This window comes from Alteriqipengyuania lutimaris, from assembly GCF_003363135.1.
GTDB classification, from domain to species: Bacteria; Pseudomonadota; Alphaproteobacteria; order Sphingomonadales; family Sphingomonadaceae; genus Alteriqipengyuania; species Alteriqipengyuania lutimaris.
On the sequence record NZ_QRBB01000001.1, the window covers coordinates 571,334 to 587,381 of the forward strand.

The 16,048-nt window shown below is 65.7% G+C and carries 16 protein-coding genes and 1 tRNA gene; 11 read left to right on the top strand and 6 right to left on the bottom strand.

From position 1 onward, the window contains the following. Position 1 precedes the first annotated feature (1 nt). From DL238_RS02770 to DL238_RS02780, 3 genes are all read right to left on the bottom strand, one after another. Complete coding sequence (locus DL238_RS02770) at positions 2 to 1,639, bottom strand: PH domain-containing protein (protein ID WP_115490857.1); 1,638 nt, start codon at positions 1,637 to 1,639, stop codon at positions 2 to 4. Beyond that, positions 1,636 to 2,145 carry a PH domain-containing protein gene (locus tag DL238_RS02775; RefSeq protein ID WP_115490858.1) on the bottom strand — a complete coding sequence of 170 codons (510 nt, stop codon included), beginning with the start codon at positions 2,143 to 2,145 and terminating at the stop codon, positions 1,636 to 1,638. The genes DL238_RS02770 and DL238_RS02775 overlap by 4 nt, the downstream gene beginning before the upstream one ends. 104 nt (positions 2,146 to 2,249) lie before the next feature. Beyond that, positions 2,250 to 2,324: transfer RNA gene (locus DL238_RS02780), tRNA-Thr, on the bottom strand. Between the two features lie 114 nt (positions 2,325 to 2,438). Here DL238_RS02780 and DL238_RS16000 point away from each other — a divergent pair. From DL238_RS16000 to DL238_RS02830, 11 genes are all read left to right on the top strand, one after another. After that, a complete protein-coding gene (locus DL238_RS16000; RefSeq protein ID WP_181883795.1) occupies positions 2,439 to 2,591 on the top strand; it encodes a hypothetical protein in 153 nt (50 codons plus the stop codon). Positions 2,592 to 2,624: 33 nt separating this feature from the next. Then, on the top strand, positions 2,625 to 3,311 hold the full coding sequence (gene gpmA, locus DL238_RS02785; RefSeq protein ID WP_115490859.1) for a 2,3-diphosphoglycerate-dependent phosphoglycerate mutase: 687 nt from the start codon (positions 2,625 to 2,627) through the stop codon (positions 3,309 to 3,311). Then, positions 3,311 to 3,796, top strand: a complete 486-nt coding sequence (purE, locus tag DL238_RS02790; RefSeq protein WP_115490860.1) for a 5-(carboxyamino)imidazole ribonucleotide mutase — start codon at positions 3,311 to 3,313, stop codon at positions 3,794 to 3,796. Before gpmA ends, purE begins: the two co-directional genes overlap by 1 nt. 10 nt (positions 3,797 to 3,806) lie before the next feature. Beyond that, the gene (locus DL238_RS02795; RefSeq protein ID WP_115490861.1) at positions 3,807 to 4,889 is read left to right on the top strand and encodes a 5-(carboxyamino)imidazole ribonucleotide synthase; all 1,083 of its coding nucleotides are present in this window, start codon (positions 3,807 to 3,809) and stop codon (positions 4,887 to 4,889) included. Continuing rightward, positions 4,889 to 5,380: a dihydrofolate reductase gene (locus DL238_RS02800; protein ID WP_115490862.1), complete on the top strand. Its 492-nt coding sequence runs from the start codon at positions 4,889 to 4,891 to the stop codon at positions 5,378 to 5,380. Before DL238_RS02795 ends, DL238_RS02800 begins: the two co-directional genes overlap by 1 nt. Further along, positions 5,377 to 6,579: a dipeptidase gene (locus tag DL238_RS02805; protein WP_115490863.1), complete on the top strand. Its 1,203-nt coding sequence runs from the start codon at positions 5,377 to 5,379 to the stop codon at positions 6,577 to 6,579. Before DL238_RS02800 ends, DL238_RS02805 begins: the two co-directional genes overlap by 4 nt. After that, entirely contained in the window at positions 6,576 to 7,505 is a 930-nt protein-coding gene (locus DL238_RS02810) for a bifunctional riboflavin kinase/FAD synthetase (protein WP_115490864.1), read from the top strand. Before DL238_RS02805 ends, DL238_RS02810 begins: the two co-directional genes overlap by 4 nt. Positions 7,506 to 7,850: 345 nt before the next feature. Next, positions 7,851 to 10,766: an isoleucine--tRNA ligase gene (gene ileS / locus DL238_RS02815; protein ID WP_115490865.1), complete on the top strand. Its 2,916-nt coding sequence runs from the start codon at positions 7,851 to 7,853 to the stop codon at positions 10,764 to 10,766. Then, entirely contained in the window at positions 10,766 to 11,293 is a 528-nt protein-coding gene (lspA, locus tag DL238_RS02820; protein WP_115490866.1) for a signal peptidase II, read from the top strand. The genes ileS and lspA overlap by 1 nt, the downstream gene beginning before the upstream one ends. 2 nt (positions 11,294 to 11,295) lie before the next feature. Further along, on the top strand, positions 11,296 to 11,706 hold the full coding sequence (locus tag DL238_RS02825) for a DUF3035 domain-containing protein (protein WP_115490867.1): 411 nt from the start codon (positions 11,296 to 11,298) through the stop codon (positions 11,704 to 11,706). Between the two features lie 273 nt (positions 11,707 to 11,979). Next, complete coding sequence (locus DL238_RS02830) at positions 11,980 to 12,291, top strand: UrcA family protein (protein WP_181883796.1); 312 nt, start codon at positions 11,980 to 11,982, stop codon at positions 12,289 to 12,291. Positions 12,292 to 12,392: 101 nt separating this feature from the next. Here DL238_RS02830 and DL238_RS02835 read toward each other — a convergent pair whose 3' ends face one another. From DL238_RS02835 to DL238_RS02845, 3 genes are all read right to left on the bottom strand, one after another. Then, a complete protein-coding gene (locus DL238_RS02835; protein ID WP_115490869.1) occupies positions 12,393 to 13,127 on the bottom strand; it encodes a LytR/AlgR family response regulator transcription factor in 735 nt (244 codons plus the stop codon). Beyond that, positions 13,117 to 14,313, bottom strand: coding sequence for a sensor histidine kinase (locus DL238_RS02840; protein ID WP_181883927.1), 1,197 nt, complete (start codon positions 14,311 to 14,313; stop codon positions 13,117 to 13,119). The genes DL238_RS02835 and DL238_RS02840 overlap by 11 nt, the downstream gene beginning before the upstream one ends. Positions 14,314 to 14,455: 142 nt before the next feature. Then, positions 14,456 to 15,973: a fumarate hydratase gene (locus tag DL238_RS02845; protein WP_115492737.1), complete on the bottom strand. Its 1,518-nt coding sequence runs from the start codon at positions 15,971 to 15,973 to the stop codon at positions 14,456 to 14,458. Positions 15,974 to 16,048: the final 75 nt, after the last annotated feature.

Below are 16,048 nucleotides of genomic sequence, written 5' to 3' on the forward strand. Positions count from 1 at the left end.
CCTAGCGCACGAGGCGGGAGAAGTCGGTCTCGACCATGCTTGCCAGGAGCGCTGCCCGAAGGTCTTCGGCCTTGGCGCGAGTGATGCCCGGCAGCGCATAGCTTCCACCTGCGAGGCCGAGATTGACGGTGACGTAGCCGAACAGGCGGCCGAGGGGCCCGCGCGAGATCTCTACCGACTGCAGCTTCACCCGGTCCGCGATCGCGAAACCGGGCGCTAGCCAGCCGCTCCGCTTGTAGAGGTGGCTGGGCGACAATGCATGCCGCTCCACGTGCCATAGGAAAATCTGTCGGAACGCAGCGAAGGCGGACAGGACCACGAGGCCCAGCACCACCAGCCATCCCCAGTCATAGCGCGGCTCGTCCAGATACAGCACCACGCCCGCAGCAATCAGCGCGAGCAGTGCGTAGCCCGCCGCGCCGAACACCGCCGACACGATGCGGTAGCTGGCGGTGGTGCGGTGCCAGTCGAGCCCGCGCGGCGGCAGGGGAAAGCCCGCGACCTTGAGGATCGGGGTCAGCTCGTGCGCCTTGGCAAAGGGCGCGACCACGTGGCTGGCATTGCCCGAATCCTGCGCGAGGCTCACGAGCATGAGGCTCTTCCAGCCGAACCTGTGCCGCACCGCGCCGGTCCCGATCCGCACCGCCTGCACGCGGTGGACCGGCATGACGACATCGGTCCGGGTGAACAGTCCACGCCGCCTTCGGAAACCCTTCGGATTGCGCTCCAGCCGGAAATCCCACTCGCGCGTGAACGTCCGGATGATGCCCGTCAGCAGACCGACGATCAGCAGCGAGACGACCGCCGCAATTCCCCCCAGCGCCTGCCCGATCGGCCCGAGCTGCGCGATCTGCTCGCCGGGTCCGGCCACGAGACGCTGCCACGTCTCGAAATCCCAGATGTCGAACGGCAGGATGAAATCGACCTGCTGCGCCGCCGCACCGAGGAATGCGACCAGCGCGAGCGAGAATTCGAAGAGGCCGAAGACGAACAGGCGGCGGGGCCCCATGGCGAACAGGACCGGCGCCTCCGCAGTGTCCGGAGCGGGGTCTTCAACCTGCGGCGAGGGCGCGACCGTGCTGCCGTCTCCGGCCTCATCGCGCAATTCGCGGACGAGTTCACGCAGCGCCGCGCCTTCCTCGTTTGTGAGGTATGCGAGCTTGATCTCGTCCGATCCGCCCGCCCCGGTTTCGAACTTCACCATCGTCAGGCCGAACAGGCGCGGGACGAATCCCTGCTCGAGGCTGACATCCTGGATCCGGTCATACGGAACAGAGCGCGCCGCGCGCGACAGCAGCCCGCTCTCCAGCCGGATGTCGCTCTCCCCCACGCGATAGGTCAGCCGCCACCATGCGAGGAAAGTGAAGAAGGTACTGATGACGAGGAACAGGGCGCCGAGGCCCAGGAGGATGGGAATCGCAAGGGGGCCGTCGTCGCGCATCGTGAAGGCGATCGCGACCAGTGGCAGGATCATCCGCGGGAAAACTTCGACCGCCTGGACGAGGAAGGTGCGCGGATCGGTACGCTTCGGAACGCCATCCGCCGCATCGGAGGCTTCGGGGGCGGCGGCTTCGGGGGCGGCGGCGGCGGCCTCCTGAAAGTCCGGCCGCGCGGGAGCCTCTGAGGGATTTTGAGTCACAGGGCCTCGCGCTTGATATGCGCGCGGATCGTTTCGCGCATATCAAGCGCATCCGCGTGGGAGAGGCCCGGCAGACCAACGACGTCGCCATGCGATCCGGCGGTGTAGAGTTGCAGCGTGGCAAGCCCGTAATAGCGCTCAATCGGGCCGCGATCGACGTCGATATGCTGGACCCGGCCGAAGGGCACCACGGTGTCGGAATGGAACATGATCCCCCGCACCACGCGCAGCCGATCATCGCTCATCGCGTGGCCGCGCGCGGCGTAGCGGCGATGCGGCAGGAACACGACCACGACAAGCAGGATCAGGGCCACCGGCCCGGCGATGAGGAAGTTGGGGAACTCGGTCAGATATTCGGCCACGAGCGCGCCGATCAGCAAAGGCAGCGCCGCCAGCAGAGCCGCCACCCGCATCGCCTTGGGATGGTTGGGATGGCCCTGCGTGAGCGGCTGGTCATCCGGATCGCTGCGCGCGTCCATAAGCGAATGTTCCCCCTCGTCATCCATAGGCAAGCAATGGCCAAGCCGCCGGATCGCGGCAAGCCCCATTCGGGCTCCCGATCGATGGGCCAATATGCCGGATCGATGACGCCATCATTATCGAAGAGATGTGGTGCTGCTGGGGAGGATTGAACTCCCGGCCTCACCCTTACCAAGGGTGCGCTCTACCACTGAGCTACAGCAGCATAGGGGATTCGCGGCGGAACATGCCCGCCACAGGCCGCGCGCTATTGTCGCGTGCGACCGTCAAGTCAAGCAAAGCTTGCGTCGGCGGCAAGCAAATAGCATTCCGTTGACCGATGAGCCAGCGTTCCAGAGACGAGAGCCTGACCGGCGAGCGTGCCGAACGGCTTGCAAAGCAGCTGCGCGCCAATCTGCGGCGGCGCAAAGCCGGAACTCGCGAAAAGGGCGATCCTGCCCCCGACCTTTCCAAAGAAGACAACGCGCGCTAACCGCTCGCTCCACGTCCAAAAAGGAGTGAATTCTTGCCGACGCTGATCCTCGTCCGTCACGGGCAATCCGAATGGAACCTCGCAAATCGCTTCACCGGCTGGTGGGATGTCGATCTGACCGACAAGGGCGTGGACGAAGCGCGCGCCGCAGGCCGCCTGCTGAAAGAGAAGGGCGTGTTGCCCGACCTTGCGTTCACCTCGCTCCAGACCCGTGCGATTCGCACCCTCAACCTGGCGCTTGAAGAATGCGGGCGGGTGTGGATTCCGGTAACCAAGGACTGGCACCTGAACGAGCGGCACTATGGCGGGCTGACGGGCCTGAACAAGCAGGAAACGCGCGACAAGCATGGTGACGAGCAGGTGCACATCTGGCGCCGCAGCTTCGACACCCCGCCCCCGCCGATGGAGGCGGGCAGCGAGTACGATCCCGGCGCCGATCCGCGTTACGAAGGCATCGACGTGCCCGATACCGAAAGCCTCAAGCTGACCATCGAACGTGTCCTGCCCTACTGGGAAGAGCACATCCTGCCCGAACTGGCGGGGGATCGCACAATCATCATCTCCGCCCACGGCAATTCGCTGCGCGCGCTGGTGAAGCACCTCTCGAACATTTCGGACGACGACATCACCGGGCTCGAAATCCCGACCGGCCGCCCGATCATCTACCCCTTCGAAACCGGCAAGGTCGCGGGGGAACGCCGCTACCTGGACGAAGCCTGATGGCAGACCAGGCTCCGGTCGCAATCGTCATGGGCAGCCAGTCCGACTGGCCGACCATGCAGCGCGCCGCCGAAACGCTGGACGAGCTGGGCATCGCCTACGACGCGCGGATCGTTTCCGCCCACCGCACGCCCGAGCGGATGTACGACTTCGCGAAGGGCGCGGCGGACGAAGGCTTCAAGGTGGTGATCGCAGGCGCGGGCGGCGCGGCGCACCTGCCCGGCATGATCGCATCGATGACGCCGCTGCCCGTGCTCGGCGTACCCGTCCAGTCGAAAGCGCTTTCCGGCATGGATAGCCTGCTCTCGATCGCGCAGATGCCCGCGGGCATTCCCGTCGGCACGCTCGCCATCGGCGAAGCAGGCGCGACCAATGCCGCGCTGCTCGCCGCGTCGATCCTCGGTGCGCACGATGCGGAGGTGATGGACCGGCTGGTGGCATGGCGCGCCGCGCGCACCGCCAATGTCACGGAACGGCCGGAATGATCGCGCTTTCATGATTGCTCCGGGCGGAACCATCGGCATTCTGGGAGGCGGCCAGCTGGGCCGGATGATGGCGGTCTGCGCCGCGCATCTGGGCTATCATGTGATCGCCTACGCGCCCGAAGACGACGCGGTGATCGCACAGGTGTGCGACGAATATATCAGCGCCGACTGGTACGATGCCGCCGCGCTCAAGGCCTTTGCCGACCGGTGCGACGTGGTCACGCTCGAATTCGAGAACGTGCCCGCCGCCCCTCTCGAAGCGATCGCCGACAAGCTCGCGCCGCATCCGCGCGCGCTGGCGATCGCGCAGGACCGGTTGGCGGAAAAGCGCTTCGTGAAGGAGCTGGGCGGCACGCCGGCGGCTTTCCACGCGGTCGATTCGCGCGAAGACCTGCTCACCGGGATCGACGAGGTGGGCGCACCCGCGATCCTCAAGACGCGGCGCGACGGCTACGATGGCAAGGGCCAGTGGCGGATCGCCTCGCGCGAAGAGGCCGAAGCGCTCGACCTGCCCGATCAGCCCTGCGTTCTCGAAGGGTTCGTTAACTTCGAATGCGAATTCTCGGTCATCCTCGCGCGGCGCGAAGATGGCGCGGTGGTCTTCTGGGAAAGCCCGCAGAACGGGCACGAGGACGGCATTCTCGCCCGCTCGACCCTGCCGGGCGCGGATATCATCGGCCAGCAGGTGGGCGAAGCGCGGCGGCTGGCGCAGGCGGTGGCCGAAAAGCTCGGCTATGTCGGCGTGCTGACGCTCGAATTCTTCGCCGGCAAGGACGGCCCGATCTTCAACGAGATGGCGCCGCGGGTCCACAATTCGGGCCACTGGACGATCGAGGGCGCGGCGACGAGCCAGTTCGAGAACCACATCCGCGCGATTCTTGGCCTGCCGCTGGGCGACATCCGCCGCGTGGCGCCGCGCGTGGTGATGGAGAACGTGATCGGCCCCGCCGCCGCGACCGCACACGAGGCGCTCAACCATCCGGGCGCACACCTGCACCTCTACGGCAAGACCGACGCGCCCGAGGGCCGGAAGATGGGCCATATCACGCGACTGGAGTGGCCGGACGAGGGCCCCGAAGAGGATAACGCCTGATGGTCGAAGACACGCTGTTCCTCGTCTATGCGCGCGCCGCCAATGGCGCGATCGGCAAGGATGGCGGGCTGCCCTGGCACATCCCGGCGGACCTGAAGCACTTCAAGGACGTGACCATGGGCAAGCCGATGATCATGGGCCGCAAGACCTTCGAGAGCTTTCCCTCCCCGCTCCCCGGTCGCCGCCACATCGTGCTGACCCGTGACAGCGAGTGGCAGGCCGACGGGGCGGAACGCGCGATGTCCGTGCCCGAAGCGCTGGCGGCTGCGGGGGGCGAGGAAACCGCGGTGATCGGCGGCTCCGAAGTCTTCGTGCTGTTCGAACCGCAGGCGGAGCGAATCGAGCTGACCCAGATCCACGCCGACTACGAAGGCGACACTTTCATGGACGCGCCCGACGAATCGCGCTGGCAGGAGGTCGCGCGCGAAGATCACGAGGCGAGCGGCGATACGCCCGCGTTCTCGTTCATCACCTACGAGCGGCGCGCGTGAAGAAAACCGTCCTGATCATCGTCGGGCTGGTACTGCTGATCGGCATCGCAGGTTTCTTCCAGTTCGCGCCCGGTATTGCCGAGCGGGGCATGAACCAGATCGACGGCGAAGAACTGATCGCGGTGTCGGACGAGGCGAAGGCGCTGCACGAGACGCTGACCATCGTCGATCTGCATTCGGACACGCTGCTGTGGAACCGCAACCTGCTCAGCCGCGCGAATCGCGGCCATATGGACCTGCCGCGCCTCGAAGAGGGCAATGTCGCGCTGCAGGTGTTCTCCAGCGTCACCAAGACGCCCAAGGGCCAGAACTACGACGCCAACACCGCCGACAGCGACAACATCACGCTGCTCGCCGTCGCGCAGCTGCAACCCGCGCGCACATGGACCAGCCTGCTCGAACGCTCGCTGTGGCACGCCGAGAAGCTCGACCGGGCTGAGGCGAATTCGGACGGCGAACTGGTGAAGGTCGCGGACCTGGGCGATCTGGATGCGCTGCTGCAGGCCCGATCCGGCGACGGGCCCAAGCCGGTCGGCGCGCTGCTCAGCATCGAAGGGCTGCACAATCTCGAAGGCAATATCGCCAATCTCGGCAAGCTGCGCGAAGCGGGCTTCCGCATGGCCAGCCTGACGCATTTCTTCGACACCGATCTCGCCGGTTCGATGCACGGGGTCGAGAAGGGCGGACTGACCGATCGGGGCCGCGCGGCGATCAAGCGGATGGAACAGATCGGCATGATCGTCGACATCGCACATTGCAGCCATGCCTGCGTGGCGGACATTCTCGCGATGGCGCGCCGCCCGGTCGTCTACAGCCACGGCGGGGTGCAGGCAACCTGCCAAGTCAACCGCAACCTGACCGACGAGGAAATTCGCGGAGTCGCGAAGACCGGCGGCGTGGTCGGCATCGGCTACTGGGACGGAGCCGTGTGTGGCACGTCCCCGCGCGATACGGCCAAGGCGATGAAGCATGTGCGTGATCTGGTGGGTATCGATTACGTCGCGCTGGGCAGCGATTACGACGGCGCGGTGACCGTGCGATTCGACACTTCCGAACTGGTGCAGGTCACACAGGCGCTGATCGACGAAGGCTTTAGCGCCGACGAGGTCCGCGCCGTGATGGGCGGCAATGCGCTTCGCGTGCTGCGCGAAGACCTCGGCCCGATGCGCGCGCCGGCGGAGCAGGCGGAAGCGGTATGAGGTGGCTCGATCACCGCGAGCCGGTGCCCGCGCCCTTGCGCGGGGCGATCGTGGCGCTCGGCAATTTCGACGGGTTCCACAAGGGCCACCAGGCGGTCGCGGGCGAGGCGATCCGCTGGGCGCGCGAGGAAGAGCGCCCGGTGATCGTCGCCACCTTCGATCCGCATCCGGTGCAGTTCTTCCGGCCCGACACGCCGCCCTTCCGCCTGACCAGCCTCGAACAGCGGCACGAGCTCTATCTCGCCTTCGGGGCGACCGCGATGCTGGTGTTCCACTTCGATGCCGAGCTGGCTGGCACCAGCGCGGAAGACTTCATCGAGCATATCCTGGTCGAGCGGTTCGGCGCGCACGGCGTGCTGACGGGCGAGGATTTCACTTTCGGCAAGGGTGCGAAGGGCAATGTCACGCTGCTGAAAGAGCACGGCGCGAAGCATGGGCTCGAAGCGCGCACCGTATCGGCGGTGAGTGAGGGCGACACGGTCGTCTCCTCCAGCCGGATTCGCGATCTCCTGAAGGATGGCGAGCCGCAGGCCGCCGCCCATCTGCTCACCCGCCCCTTCGCGATTCGCGGGATCGTGGAGCATGGTGACAAGCGGGGGCGCGAAATCGGCTACCCCACCGCCAACCTCGCGCTCGAGGATTACCTGCGCCCGCACTACGGGATCTATGCGGTGACGGGCCGCATCCTGTCCTCGGGCGAAGAGCTGCAGGGCGCGGCCAATATCGGCATCCGCCCGCAGTTCGAACCGGCCAAGGAACTGCTCGAGCCCTATTTCTTCGACTTTTCGGGCGACCTCTACGGGCAGGAGATCGAAGTCGCGCTGCACCACTTCATCCGGCCCGAAGCCAGGTTCGACGGGCTCGACGCGCTGATCGCGCAGATGGACCGGGATTGTGCGGCAGCACGTCGACTGCTGGCGAAGTAGGTTTTGGTGCCAAGGGCGCGGAGCGGCTTCTGACACACTTGGCACACTGTCCTGGGGTCAAAAACCGGCTGCTGTTGTGGGGGTGAATCTCATGACGCGAGAATTGCCGGACAGGCCATGATGGCCCGCCCCTTTTTGCGTGCGGCTCAGCTGCGGTGCGTGAGGATCCACGGTATGAAAGAGCGAAGCGAAATTAGCGGGTCGGGGGCATGTAGGACACAGCATAGCTTCGAGGCCCGCATGGCATTTGCGCGCCTCCCCTAGAATCTCTGCGCGAACCGATGTCGGACGCCGACCATCGAAAAATTGCGCGATGCACAAGGCCCCGCTAAGGCCTCGCGCCTGATGAGCGACGATACCAAGAAGGACTGGCGGGACACCGTCTTCCTGCCGAAAACCGATTTCCCCATGAAAGCCGGGCTCCCCCAGAAGGAGCCGGGCATTCTGGCCGGGTGGCAGGACAGCGACCTACACGCCGCGCTGCGCGCCGAGCGTGCGGGCGCGGAAAAGTTCATCCTCCACGATGGCCCGCCCTATGCGAACGGCGATATCCACGTCGGCCACGCGCTCAATCATATCCTCAAGGACATGGTCGTGCGCACGCAGAGCCTGCTAGGCAAGGATGCGCCCTACGTACCCGGGTGGGACTGCCACGGCCTGCCGATCGAGTGGAAGGTCGAGGAACAGTACCGCAAGAAGAAACTCAACAAGGACGAGGTCCCGCGCGCCGAATTCCGCGCCGAATGCCGCGCCTATGCGCGCAAGTGGGTCGATACCCAGCGCGAACAGTTGAAGCGCCTCGGCATCCTGGGCGACTGGGACAATCCCTACCTCACCATGGACTACGACAGCGAAGCGACGATCGTCGCCGAGCTGATGAAGTTCGCCGAAGCGGGTAATCTCTATCGCGGCTCCAAGCCGGTGATGTGGAGCCCGGTCGAAAAGACCGCACTCGCCGAAGCCGAGGTCGAGTACGAGGACATCACGAGCACGCAGATCGATGTGGCGTTCGAGATCGTCGAATCTCCGATCCCGGAACTGGCCGGCGCGCATGCGGTGATCTGGACGACCACGCCGTGGACGATCCCGGTGAATCAGGCTTTGGCTTACGGGCCTGAGGTTGAGTACGCACTCATCAGCTGGCCTAACGTGAAATATCTTGTCGCTCGTGAATTGGCGGCGGAGTTTATCACTCGGATAACGAGTGTTCCGAGCGGACAGCCCATGGAGCCGTGGCCGGAGGCCGATCAGTGGGATGAGCATCTGAAGCTTTTCAAAGGCTCCGACCTCGCCGGCACCAAGGTCCGCCACCCGATGCACACCCTCGGCGGGTTCTACGAAAAACTCCGCCCGATGCTGCCGGGCGACTTCGTCACCACCGACTCCGGTACCGGCCTCGTCCACATGTCGCCCGACCATGGCGAGGACGATTTCTACCTGTGCCGCGAGAACGGGATCGACCCGGTCTTCGCGGTCGACGATGGCGGCGTGTACCGCGACGACTGGCCGTGGCTGGGCGGGGACGACGAGCGCCGCCGCGCGGTCATCAACCCCAAGTTCAACGCGCCCGACGGGCCGATCTGCTCGGACCTCTCCGAAGCAGGCGCGCTGCTGAGCGCGAGCGCGGACTACAAGCACTCCTACCCGCACTCGTGGCGCTCCAAGGCGAAGATCATCTATCGCTGCACGCCGCAGTGGTTCGTGCCGATGGACAAGCCCTTATCGCCCTCTCCCCTTGAGGGGAGAGGGTTGGGAGAGGGGGCCTCGAGGGATGCCCTCGGCCAGCCCCTCCCCCCAACCCCCTCCCCTGAAGTGGAGGGGGAGAATACGCTGCGCAGCCGCGCGATGGGCGAGATCGAACGCGTGCGCTTCGTGCCCGAGCGAGGGCGCAATCGCATCCGCTCGATGGTCGAAGGGCGGCCCGACTGGGTGCTTTCGCGCCAGCGCGCGTGGGGCGTGCCGATCACGCTGTTCGTCCGCAAGGACGGCACCTACCTGCAGGACGCTGCCGTGAACCAGCGCGTCGTCGATGCCATCCGCGAGGGCGGCGTCGATGCGTGGGACGAGGGGCGCACGGCCGAATTCCTCGGGACCGAGCACAACCCCGACGATTTCGAGATGGTGCACGACATCCTCGACGTGTGGTTCGATTCGGGCTGCACGCATGTCTTCGTGCTCGAAAGCGATCGCTGGCCCGCGCTCACCTGGCCCGCCAACCTCTACCTCGAAGGCAGCGACCAGCATCGCGGCTGGTTCCAGTCCTCGCTGCTGGAAAGCTGCGCCACGCGCGGCCGTGCGCCCTATGACCAGGTGCTGACCCATGGCTTCACCATGGACCAGAACGGGCGCAAGATGTCGAAGAGCCTCGGCAACACGGTCGATCCGCTCAAGATCGTCGACCAGTACGGCGCGGATATCCTGCGGCTGTGGGCGCTGAGCGTCGATTCGACGATGGACCACCGCATCGGCGACGAGATCCTGAAGGGCGTTGCCGACCAGTACCGCAAGCTGCGCAACACCTTCCGCTACATGCTCGGCGCGCTCGAGGGCTACGAGGCGTCGGAAGCGGTCGATTATGCCGAGATGCCCGAGCTTGAGCGCTATACGCTGCACCAGCTGGCGCAGCTCGATGTCAGGCTGCGGCAGGCGATCACGGAATACGACTTCAACGAATACACCCGCCTGCTGACCGAGTTCGCGAACGAGGACCTGTCGGCCTTCCTGTTCGATATCCGCAAGGACCGGCTCTATTGCGACGATCCGGCGTGGACCCAGCGGCGCGCGTATCGCACAGTGCTCGATACGCTGTTCCAGGCGCTGGTGCGCTACGCCGCGCCGGTGCTGGTCTTCACCGCCGAGGAAGTGTGGACCACCCGCTTCCCCGAGGCGAAGAGCATCCACCTGCAGCAGGTCCACCCGCTTCCGGGTGAGTGGCTCAACGAAAAGCTAGCTACGCGTTTCGCCGCGCTGCGCGAGCTTCGCGAGGATGTGACCGAAGCGATCGAGCCGCTGCGGCGCGAGAAAACGATCCGTTCCAGCAACGAAGCGGCAGTGTCCGTGCCCGCCAAGTCCGTGCCGGAAGGGTTCGACATGGACGACCTTGCCGAACTGTTCATCGCCGCGTCAGTCGCCACGCACGAAGGGGAAGGGGTGACCGTTACCCGATCCTCCTGTAACAAGTGTGGCCGTTGCTGGCGCCTTCTGCCGAGCGTTTCGGAAGATGGCGACCTGTGCGATCGCTGTGAGAAGGTGGTAGACTGATGGACGGTGCCTGGAACCGGCGGATGGCGGGCTTTGCGCTCGCGGGCCTGATCTTCGGCCTCGACCAGCTGGTGAAATGGCTCGTGCGCGTTCCGCTGGAGCTGGAGCAGCGCGCGGTGATCGAGCTGCTGCCCTTCTTCGACCTGCGCTGGACGCAGAATTTCGGCATTTCGCTCGGCCTGTTCGAAGCCGACAGCGTGGAAACGCGCTGGATTCTCGTTTTCGGGACCGCCGCCATCGCGGTCATCGTGCTTTTGTGGATGCTGCGCGAGCGTGCCGCAGGCGACATCTTCGGCCTCGGGCTGATCCTCGGCGGCGCATTCGGCAATATCCTCGACCGCGTGCTTTGGGGCTACGTGATCGACTATGCCGACCTGCACTTCGGCACCTTCCGCCCGTTTCTCATCTTCAACATCGCCGATGCCGCCATCACCATCGGCGTCCTCATCATCCTTGCCCGCTCGTTTTTCCTGCGCGACAAGAGCGCCGAAGAAAACGACATGCAGTTAGCTGCGAAAGAGAGCTGAAAATGCGCACGAAGAGCCTCCTCATCCTGACCACCTTCGCCATGGGGCTGAGCGCCTGCGGCAGCGGTGGCGGCATTCTCGCCCGCGAACGGCCCGACGAATTCGCGGTGCAGCGGCAGGCACCGCTAGTGGTTCCGCCCGACTTCAGCCTGGCACCGCCCGCGCCCGGCGCCCCGCGCCCGACCGAGGGGACTGCGGCCGAACAGGCGCTCGAAGCGATCTTCGGCGGGCCTGCGGCGCGCAGCGAAGTCGAAGCTGCGGCGCTCAGCCGCGCGGGAGAGGCCGCTCCCGGCATCCGATCGTCGGTGGGCGACACCCAGACGCAGACGGTCGCCAAGGGCCGCGTGACGCGCGACATCATCGCCGCGCCCGAAGGCGATGGCGGCTCTGCCCAGGCAGTCATCCCCGGCTGACCCGCCTGTCAGCCGTCGCAGCGGTGCGGCGATACCTCTCCCTAGTCTTTCCGAAGCGAATCGGTCTGGCATCTCCGCGCCTTGGCGACTAACGACTACAATTGTAGTTCGTCGATGCGAGATGGTCGTTTATCCCTGATTCCGTAGCGTCCGTCGACGAATCACGGCGCCCGTCGAAACGGGCGTGCGGCGCCGCAAACGATGCCGCACATCGGTGGCTGCGGCGCACGACCCTTTTCCCCCAATGTGCGCCGCAACCTTGGAGGAAAGACCATGAAAACGTCCCTAGTCCCCGCCCTCTCGATCTTCGCGGCCCTCGGCCTTGCCCTGCCAGCGGTCCCCGCTGCGGCGCAGAGCCAGTCGGTCCAAGTCGACTATGCCGACCTCAATCTCGCCACCCCAGAAGGACAGGCGCAGCTCGATCGGCGCATCGACAAGGCCGCGCGTGAGGTCTGCGGTACCGACCGCGCGGTAACCGGCACCCGCTTGAAGAACCCTGCCGCGATGAAATGCCTCAAGTCGGCCAAGGAGCAGATCGGCGAGCAGATCGCCGCGCGGATCGAAGAGCAAAAGCTCGGCGGATGACGCAGCCCACACGCTCCACTGAACCCCCGCCGGCGCAGCCGACGGGGGTTCCTTTTTAATCGGTTCGCCCGAATATCGCCGCCTCGTGCGGCGCGCTCGGCTCAGCGGCCGGCCATCGCCTTGACCTTGGGCAGATAGGTCCGCCCGATCCTCAGCGTCTCGCCGTCACCCAGCTCGACCGACCAGACCCCCAGCCCGTCGTGGCGCAGCCCAGCGATGTGATCCTTGCGCAGGATCGTGCTGCGATGGATGCGGATGAACTGCTCCGGATCGAGCTTCTTCTCCAGCCCGGCGATGGTCTGCAACAGCAGGTAGGTCTTGTCGCCGACGAACAACCGCACATAATCGCGCTCGGCATCGATCCGGCGCACATCGGCCACCGATACGCGCACCAGTTCGGATCGGTGCGGGACCCACAATTCGCGCAGCCATCGCGTCTCGCTGGTCTGCGGTGCCTCGCCCCGCTTGGCCAGGGCCCGCGCGATCGCGCGTTCGAGCCGCTCGCTCGCAACCGGCTTGAGCACGTAATCGACCGCGTCGAGATCGAACGCCTCGACCGCGAAGCTTTCATGCGCCGTGACGAAGATGATCGCGGGCGGCGACGCCATCTTGGCGAGCCTTTTCGCGACCTCGATCCCGTCCAGCCCGGGCATGGTCAGATCGAGCAGCACGAGATCGGGAGCGCCCGTCTCGACCACGTCGAGCGCGGCCTCTCCGTGATCGGCGGTGCCGACGACCTGCACGTCGGCGATCCGCCCGCACAGGGTTTCCAGGCGCTCGATCGCGAGCGGTTCGTCGTCGACGAGGACGACGCGCAAGGGGGCATTATTTTCCATCGTTCACATCCAGCGGCATGATGAGTTCGGTGCGATAGCCTCCACCTTCGGCCTGGCCGGAGAGGACCTCTGCCCGGTCGCCGAAGCGCGCGCGCAAGCGATCGCGGACATTGGTCAGGCCGATGCCGAAGCCGCCCCCGCCGCTATCGCCCAGGCCCGGGCCGTCGTCGGCGACCACGAGGTGCAGACGCTTGTCCCGCGCGAAGGCTTCGATCGTGACGTTGACGGGCGTGGTGGAGCGCGCGACGGCATAGCGGACCGAATTCTCGACCAGGGGTTGCAGGATCATTCCCGGCACGCGCGCCCGCTCAAGATGTTGGGGCAGGTCGATCGTGGCCAGCAGGCGCCTGGGAAAGCGCACCTCCTCGATCGCGAGATAATCGCGCTGCAGCGCGATCTCGTCTTCCAGTGCAACATCCTCGGTCGGTTCCTCGGCCAGGCTGTGGCGATAGAAGTTGGACACTGCCTGGATCATCGCCTCGGCCCGTGTGTCCTTGCCGGTGATGACGAGCGAAGACAGCGAATTGAGCGTGTTGAACAGGAAGTGCGGATTGATCTGGTAGCGCAGGGATCGCAGCTCTGCCGCCTTCGCCGCCAGGCGGAACCGCTCCTCGCGCGCCTGCGAAGCGCGGGCCTGCGCCCCGGCCAGCAACGCCAGATAGAGGGCCGCCCATGCCAGCAGCAGGAAATAGCGGCCGATCGCGATGTCGGTCAGCTGGCGCCAGCGCTCGATCCCGATCGGCGCGGGAGCGATCACGAAGGTCCGGGTGTCGAGATCATCGTCTTCCAATGTCTGGGCGTCCGGGGTTTCGGCCGGGGTAGGTACCGGCGGGATATCGACCAGCAGGTTGCCCGCCTCGTCGCGGCGGAAGATCACGCCCTGCTGTTCGCCGATCTTCTGGATCATCTGTTCCTGGACGTCGGCGAAAACCATCTGGTTGGTTTGCGCGATCATCAGCGCGGCGGGCAGGGCCACGACGAGCGCGGTGGCCGTCTTCACGGCGAGTGAGCAGGAATCGACCAGCCGCAGCACCAGCCACATGCCAAAGGTAATCCCGCCCCCGGCAAGGCACACCATCAACCGCCGCCACAGCAGCGCCTCCTGCAGTTCCAGCCCCACGATCAGCCCGCGTACGGTGATCAGCACGAAATAGGTAAGCCAGAGCCCGGCGATCGAGATCAGCACCAGCCTCAACGGCAAGCGGCTGGATTCGGCTGGGTCTGCGCGGTCCGGTTGGTCTTGTGTCACGATCCGTCCTGCTTGGCCGCCCGCGCGCGGAAATGCCATGCCCCCGGTCGAGTGGGGCAGTGCGCCGGTCGAGACGCGGTCACGACCCCTCGAGCAGCTTCTCTTCCGCGATTCGCTTGCGCCACTGCGCGGGCGCCAGGGTGTGAACGTTGTTGCCATCCGCATCGACCGCGACCGTCACGGGCATGTTCTCGACCGTGAATTCGTAGATCGCCTCCATCCCCAGTTCCTCGAACGCGACGACCTTCGCTTCCTTGATCGCCCGCGCGACGAGGTAAGCGGCACCGCCGGTCGCCATCAGGTAGGCGGTCTTGAACCGGCTGATCACGTCCACCGCATCCGCCCCGCGCTCCGCCTTGCCGATCATCGCGAGCAGGCCGAGGTCGAGCATCATCTCGGTAAACTTGTCCATCCGCGTGGCGGTGGTGGGGCCGGCCGGGCCGACGACTTCGCCCATCACCGGGTCGACCGGCCCGACATAGTAAATCGCGCGTCCTTTGAAGCTCACCGGCAGCTCCTCGCCCGCTTCCAGCATATCCTTGATACGTTTGTGTGCCGCGTCGCGGCCCGTGAGCATCTTTCCGGACAGCAACAGGCGGTCGCCGTGCTGCCAGCTTTCGACCTCTTCCTTGGTCAGCGTATCGAGGTTCACGCGCTTGGCAGCGCTGTCCGGCTGCCAGTTCACCTTGGGCCACTGGTCGAGATCGGGCTTTTCGAGATAGCTGGGCCCCGACCCGTCGAGCGTGAAATGGGCGTGGCGCGTGGCAGCGCAGTTGGGAATCATCGCCACCGGCTTGCCCGCAGCGTGGCACGGCCAGTCGAGAATCTTGACGTCGAGCACCGTGGAGAGGCCTCCGAGGCCCTGTGCGCCGATACCCTGCGCATTGACCGCATCGAAGATGTCGATCCGCAGCTGCTCGAGATCGGTCTGAGCGCCGCGTGCCTTCAGCTGGCTCATGTTGATCGGATCCATCAGGCTCTGCTTGGCGAGCTTGACGCAATGTTCCGCCGTGCCGCCGATGCCGATGCCGAGCATCCCCGGCGGGCACCAGCCCGCGCCCATCGAAGGGATCTGCTCCACCACCCAGTCGACGATATTGTCGCTGGGGTTCATCATCTTGAACTTGCTCTTGTTCTCGCTCCCCCCGCCCTTGGCCGCGACATCGATGCCGACCGTGTTGCCCGGGACCATCTCGACCGAGAGGACGCACGGCGTATTGTCGCGCGTGTTGCGGCGGGTGAAGGCCGGATCGGCGAGGATCGAGGCACGCAGCTTGTTCTCGTCGTGATTATAGGCGCGCCGTACACCCTCATCGACCACCTCCTGCAGCGACCGCTTGCTGTCCAGCCGACACTCCTGCCCCCATTTGACGAACACGTTGACGATGCCGGTGTCCTGGCAGATCGGCCGGTGCCCTTCGGCGCACATGCGGCTGTTGGTCAGGATCTGCGCAATCGCGTCCTTCGCCGCCGGGCCCTGCTCGGCTTCGTAGGCATCTCCCAGCGCGCGGATGTAATCCATCGGGTGGTAGTAGGAGATGAATTGCAGCGCATCGGCCACGCTTTCGACGATGTCGTCTTCGGTAATAATGGTCATGTCGCTCATCGACGGGGCGCTCCTGCTGATCGAAACCGATGCGCCGATAGAGCAGCATCGGTCTATGCGACAAGC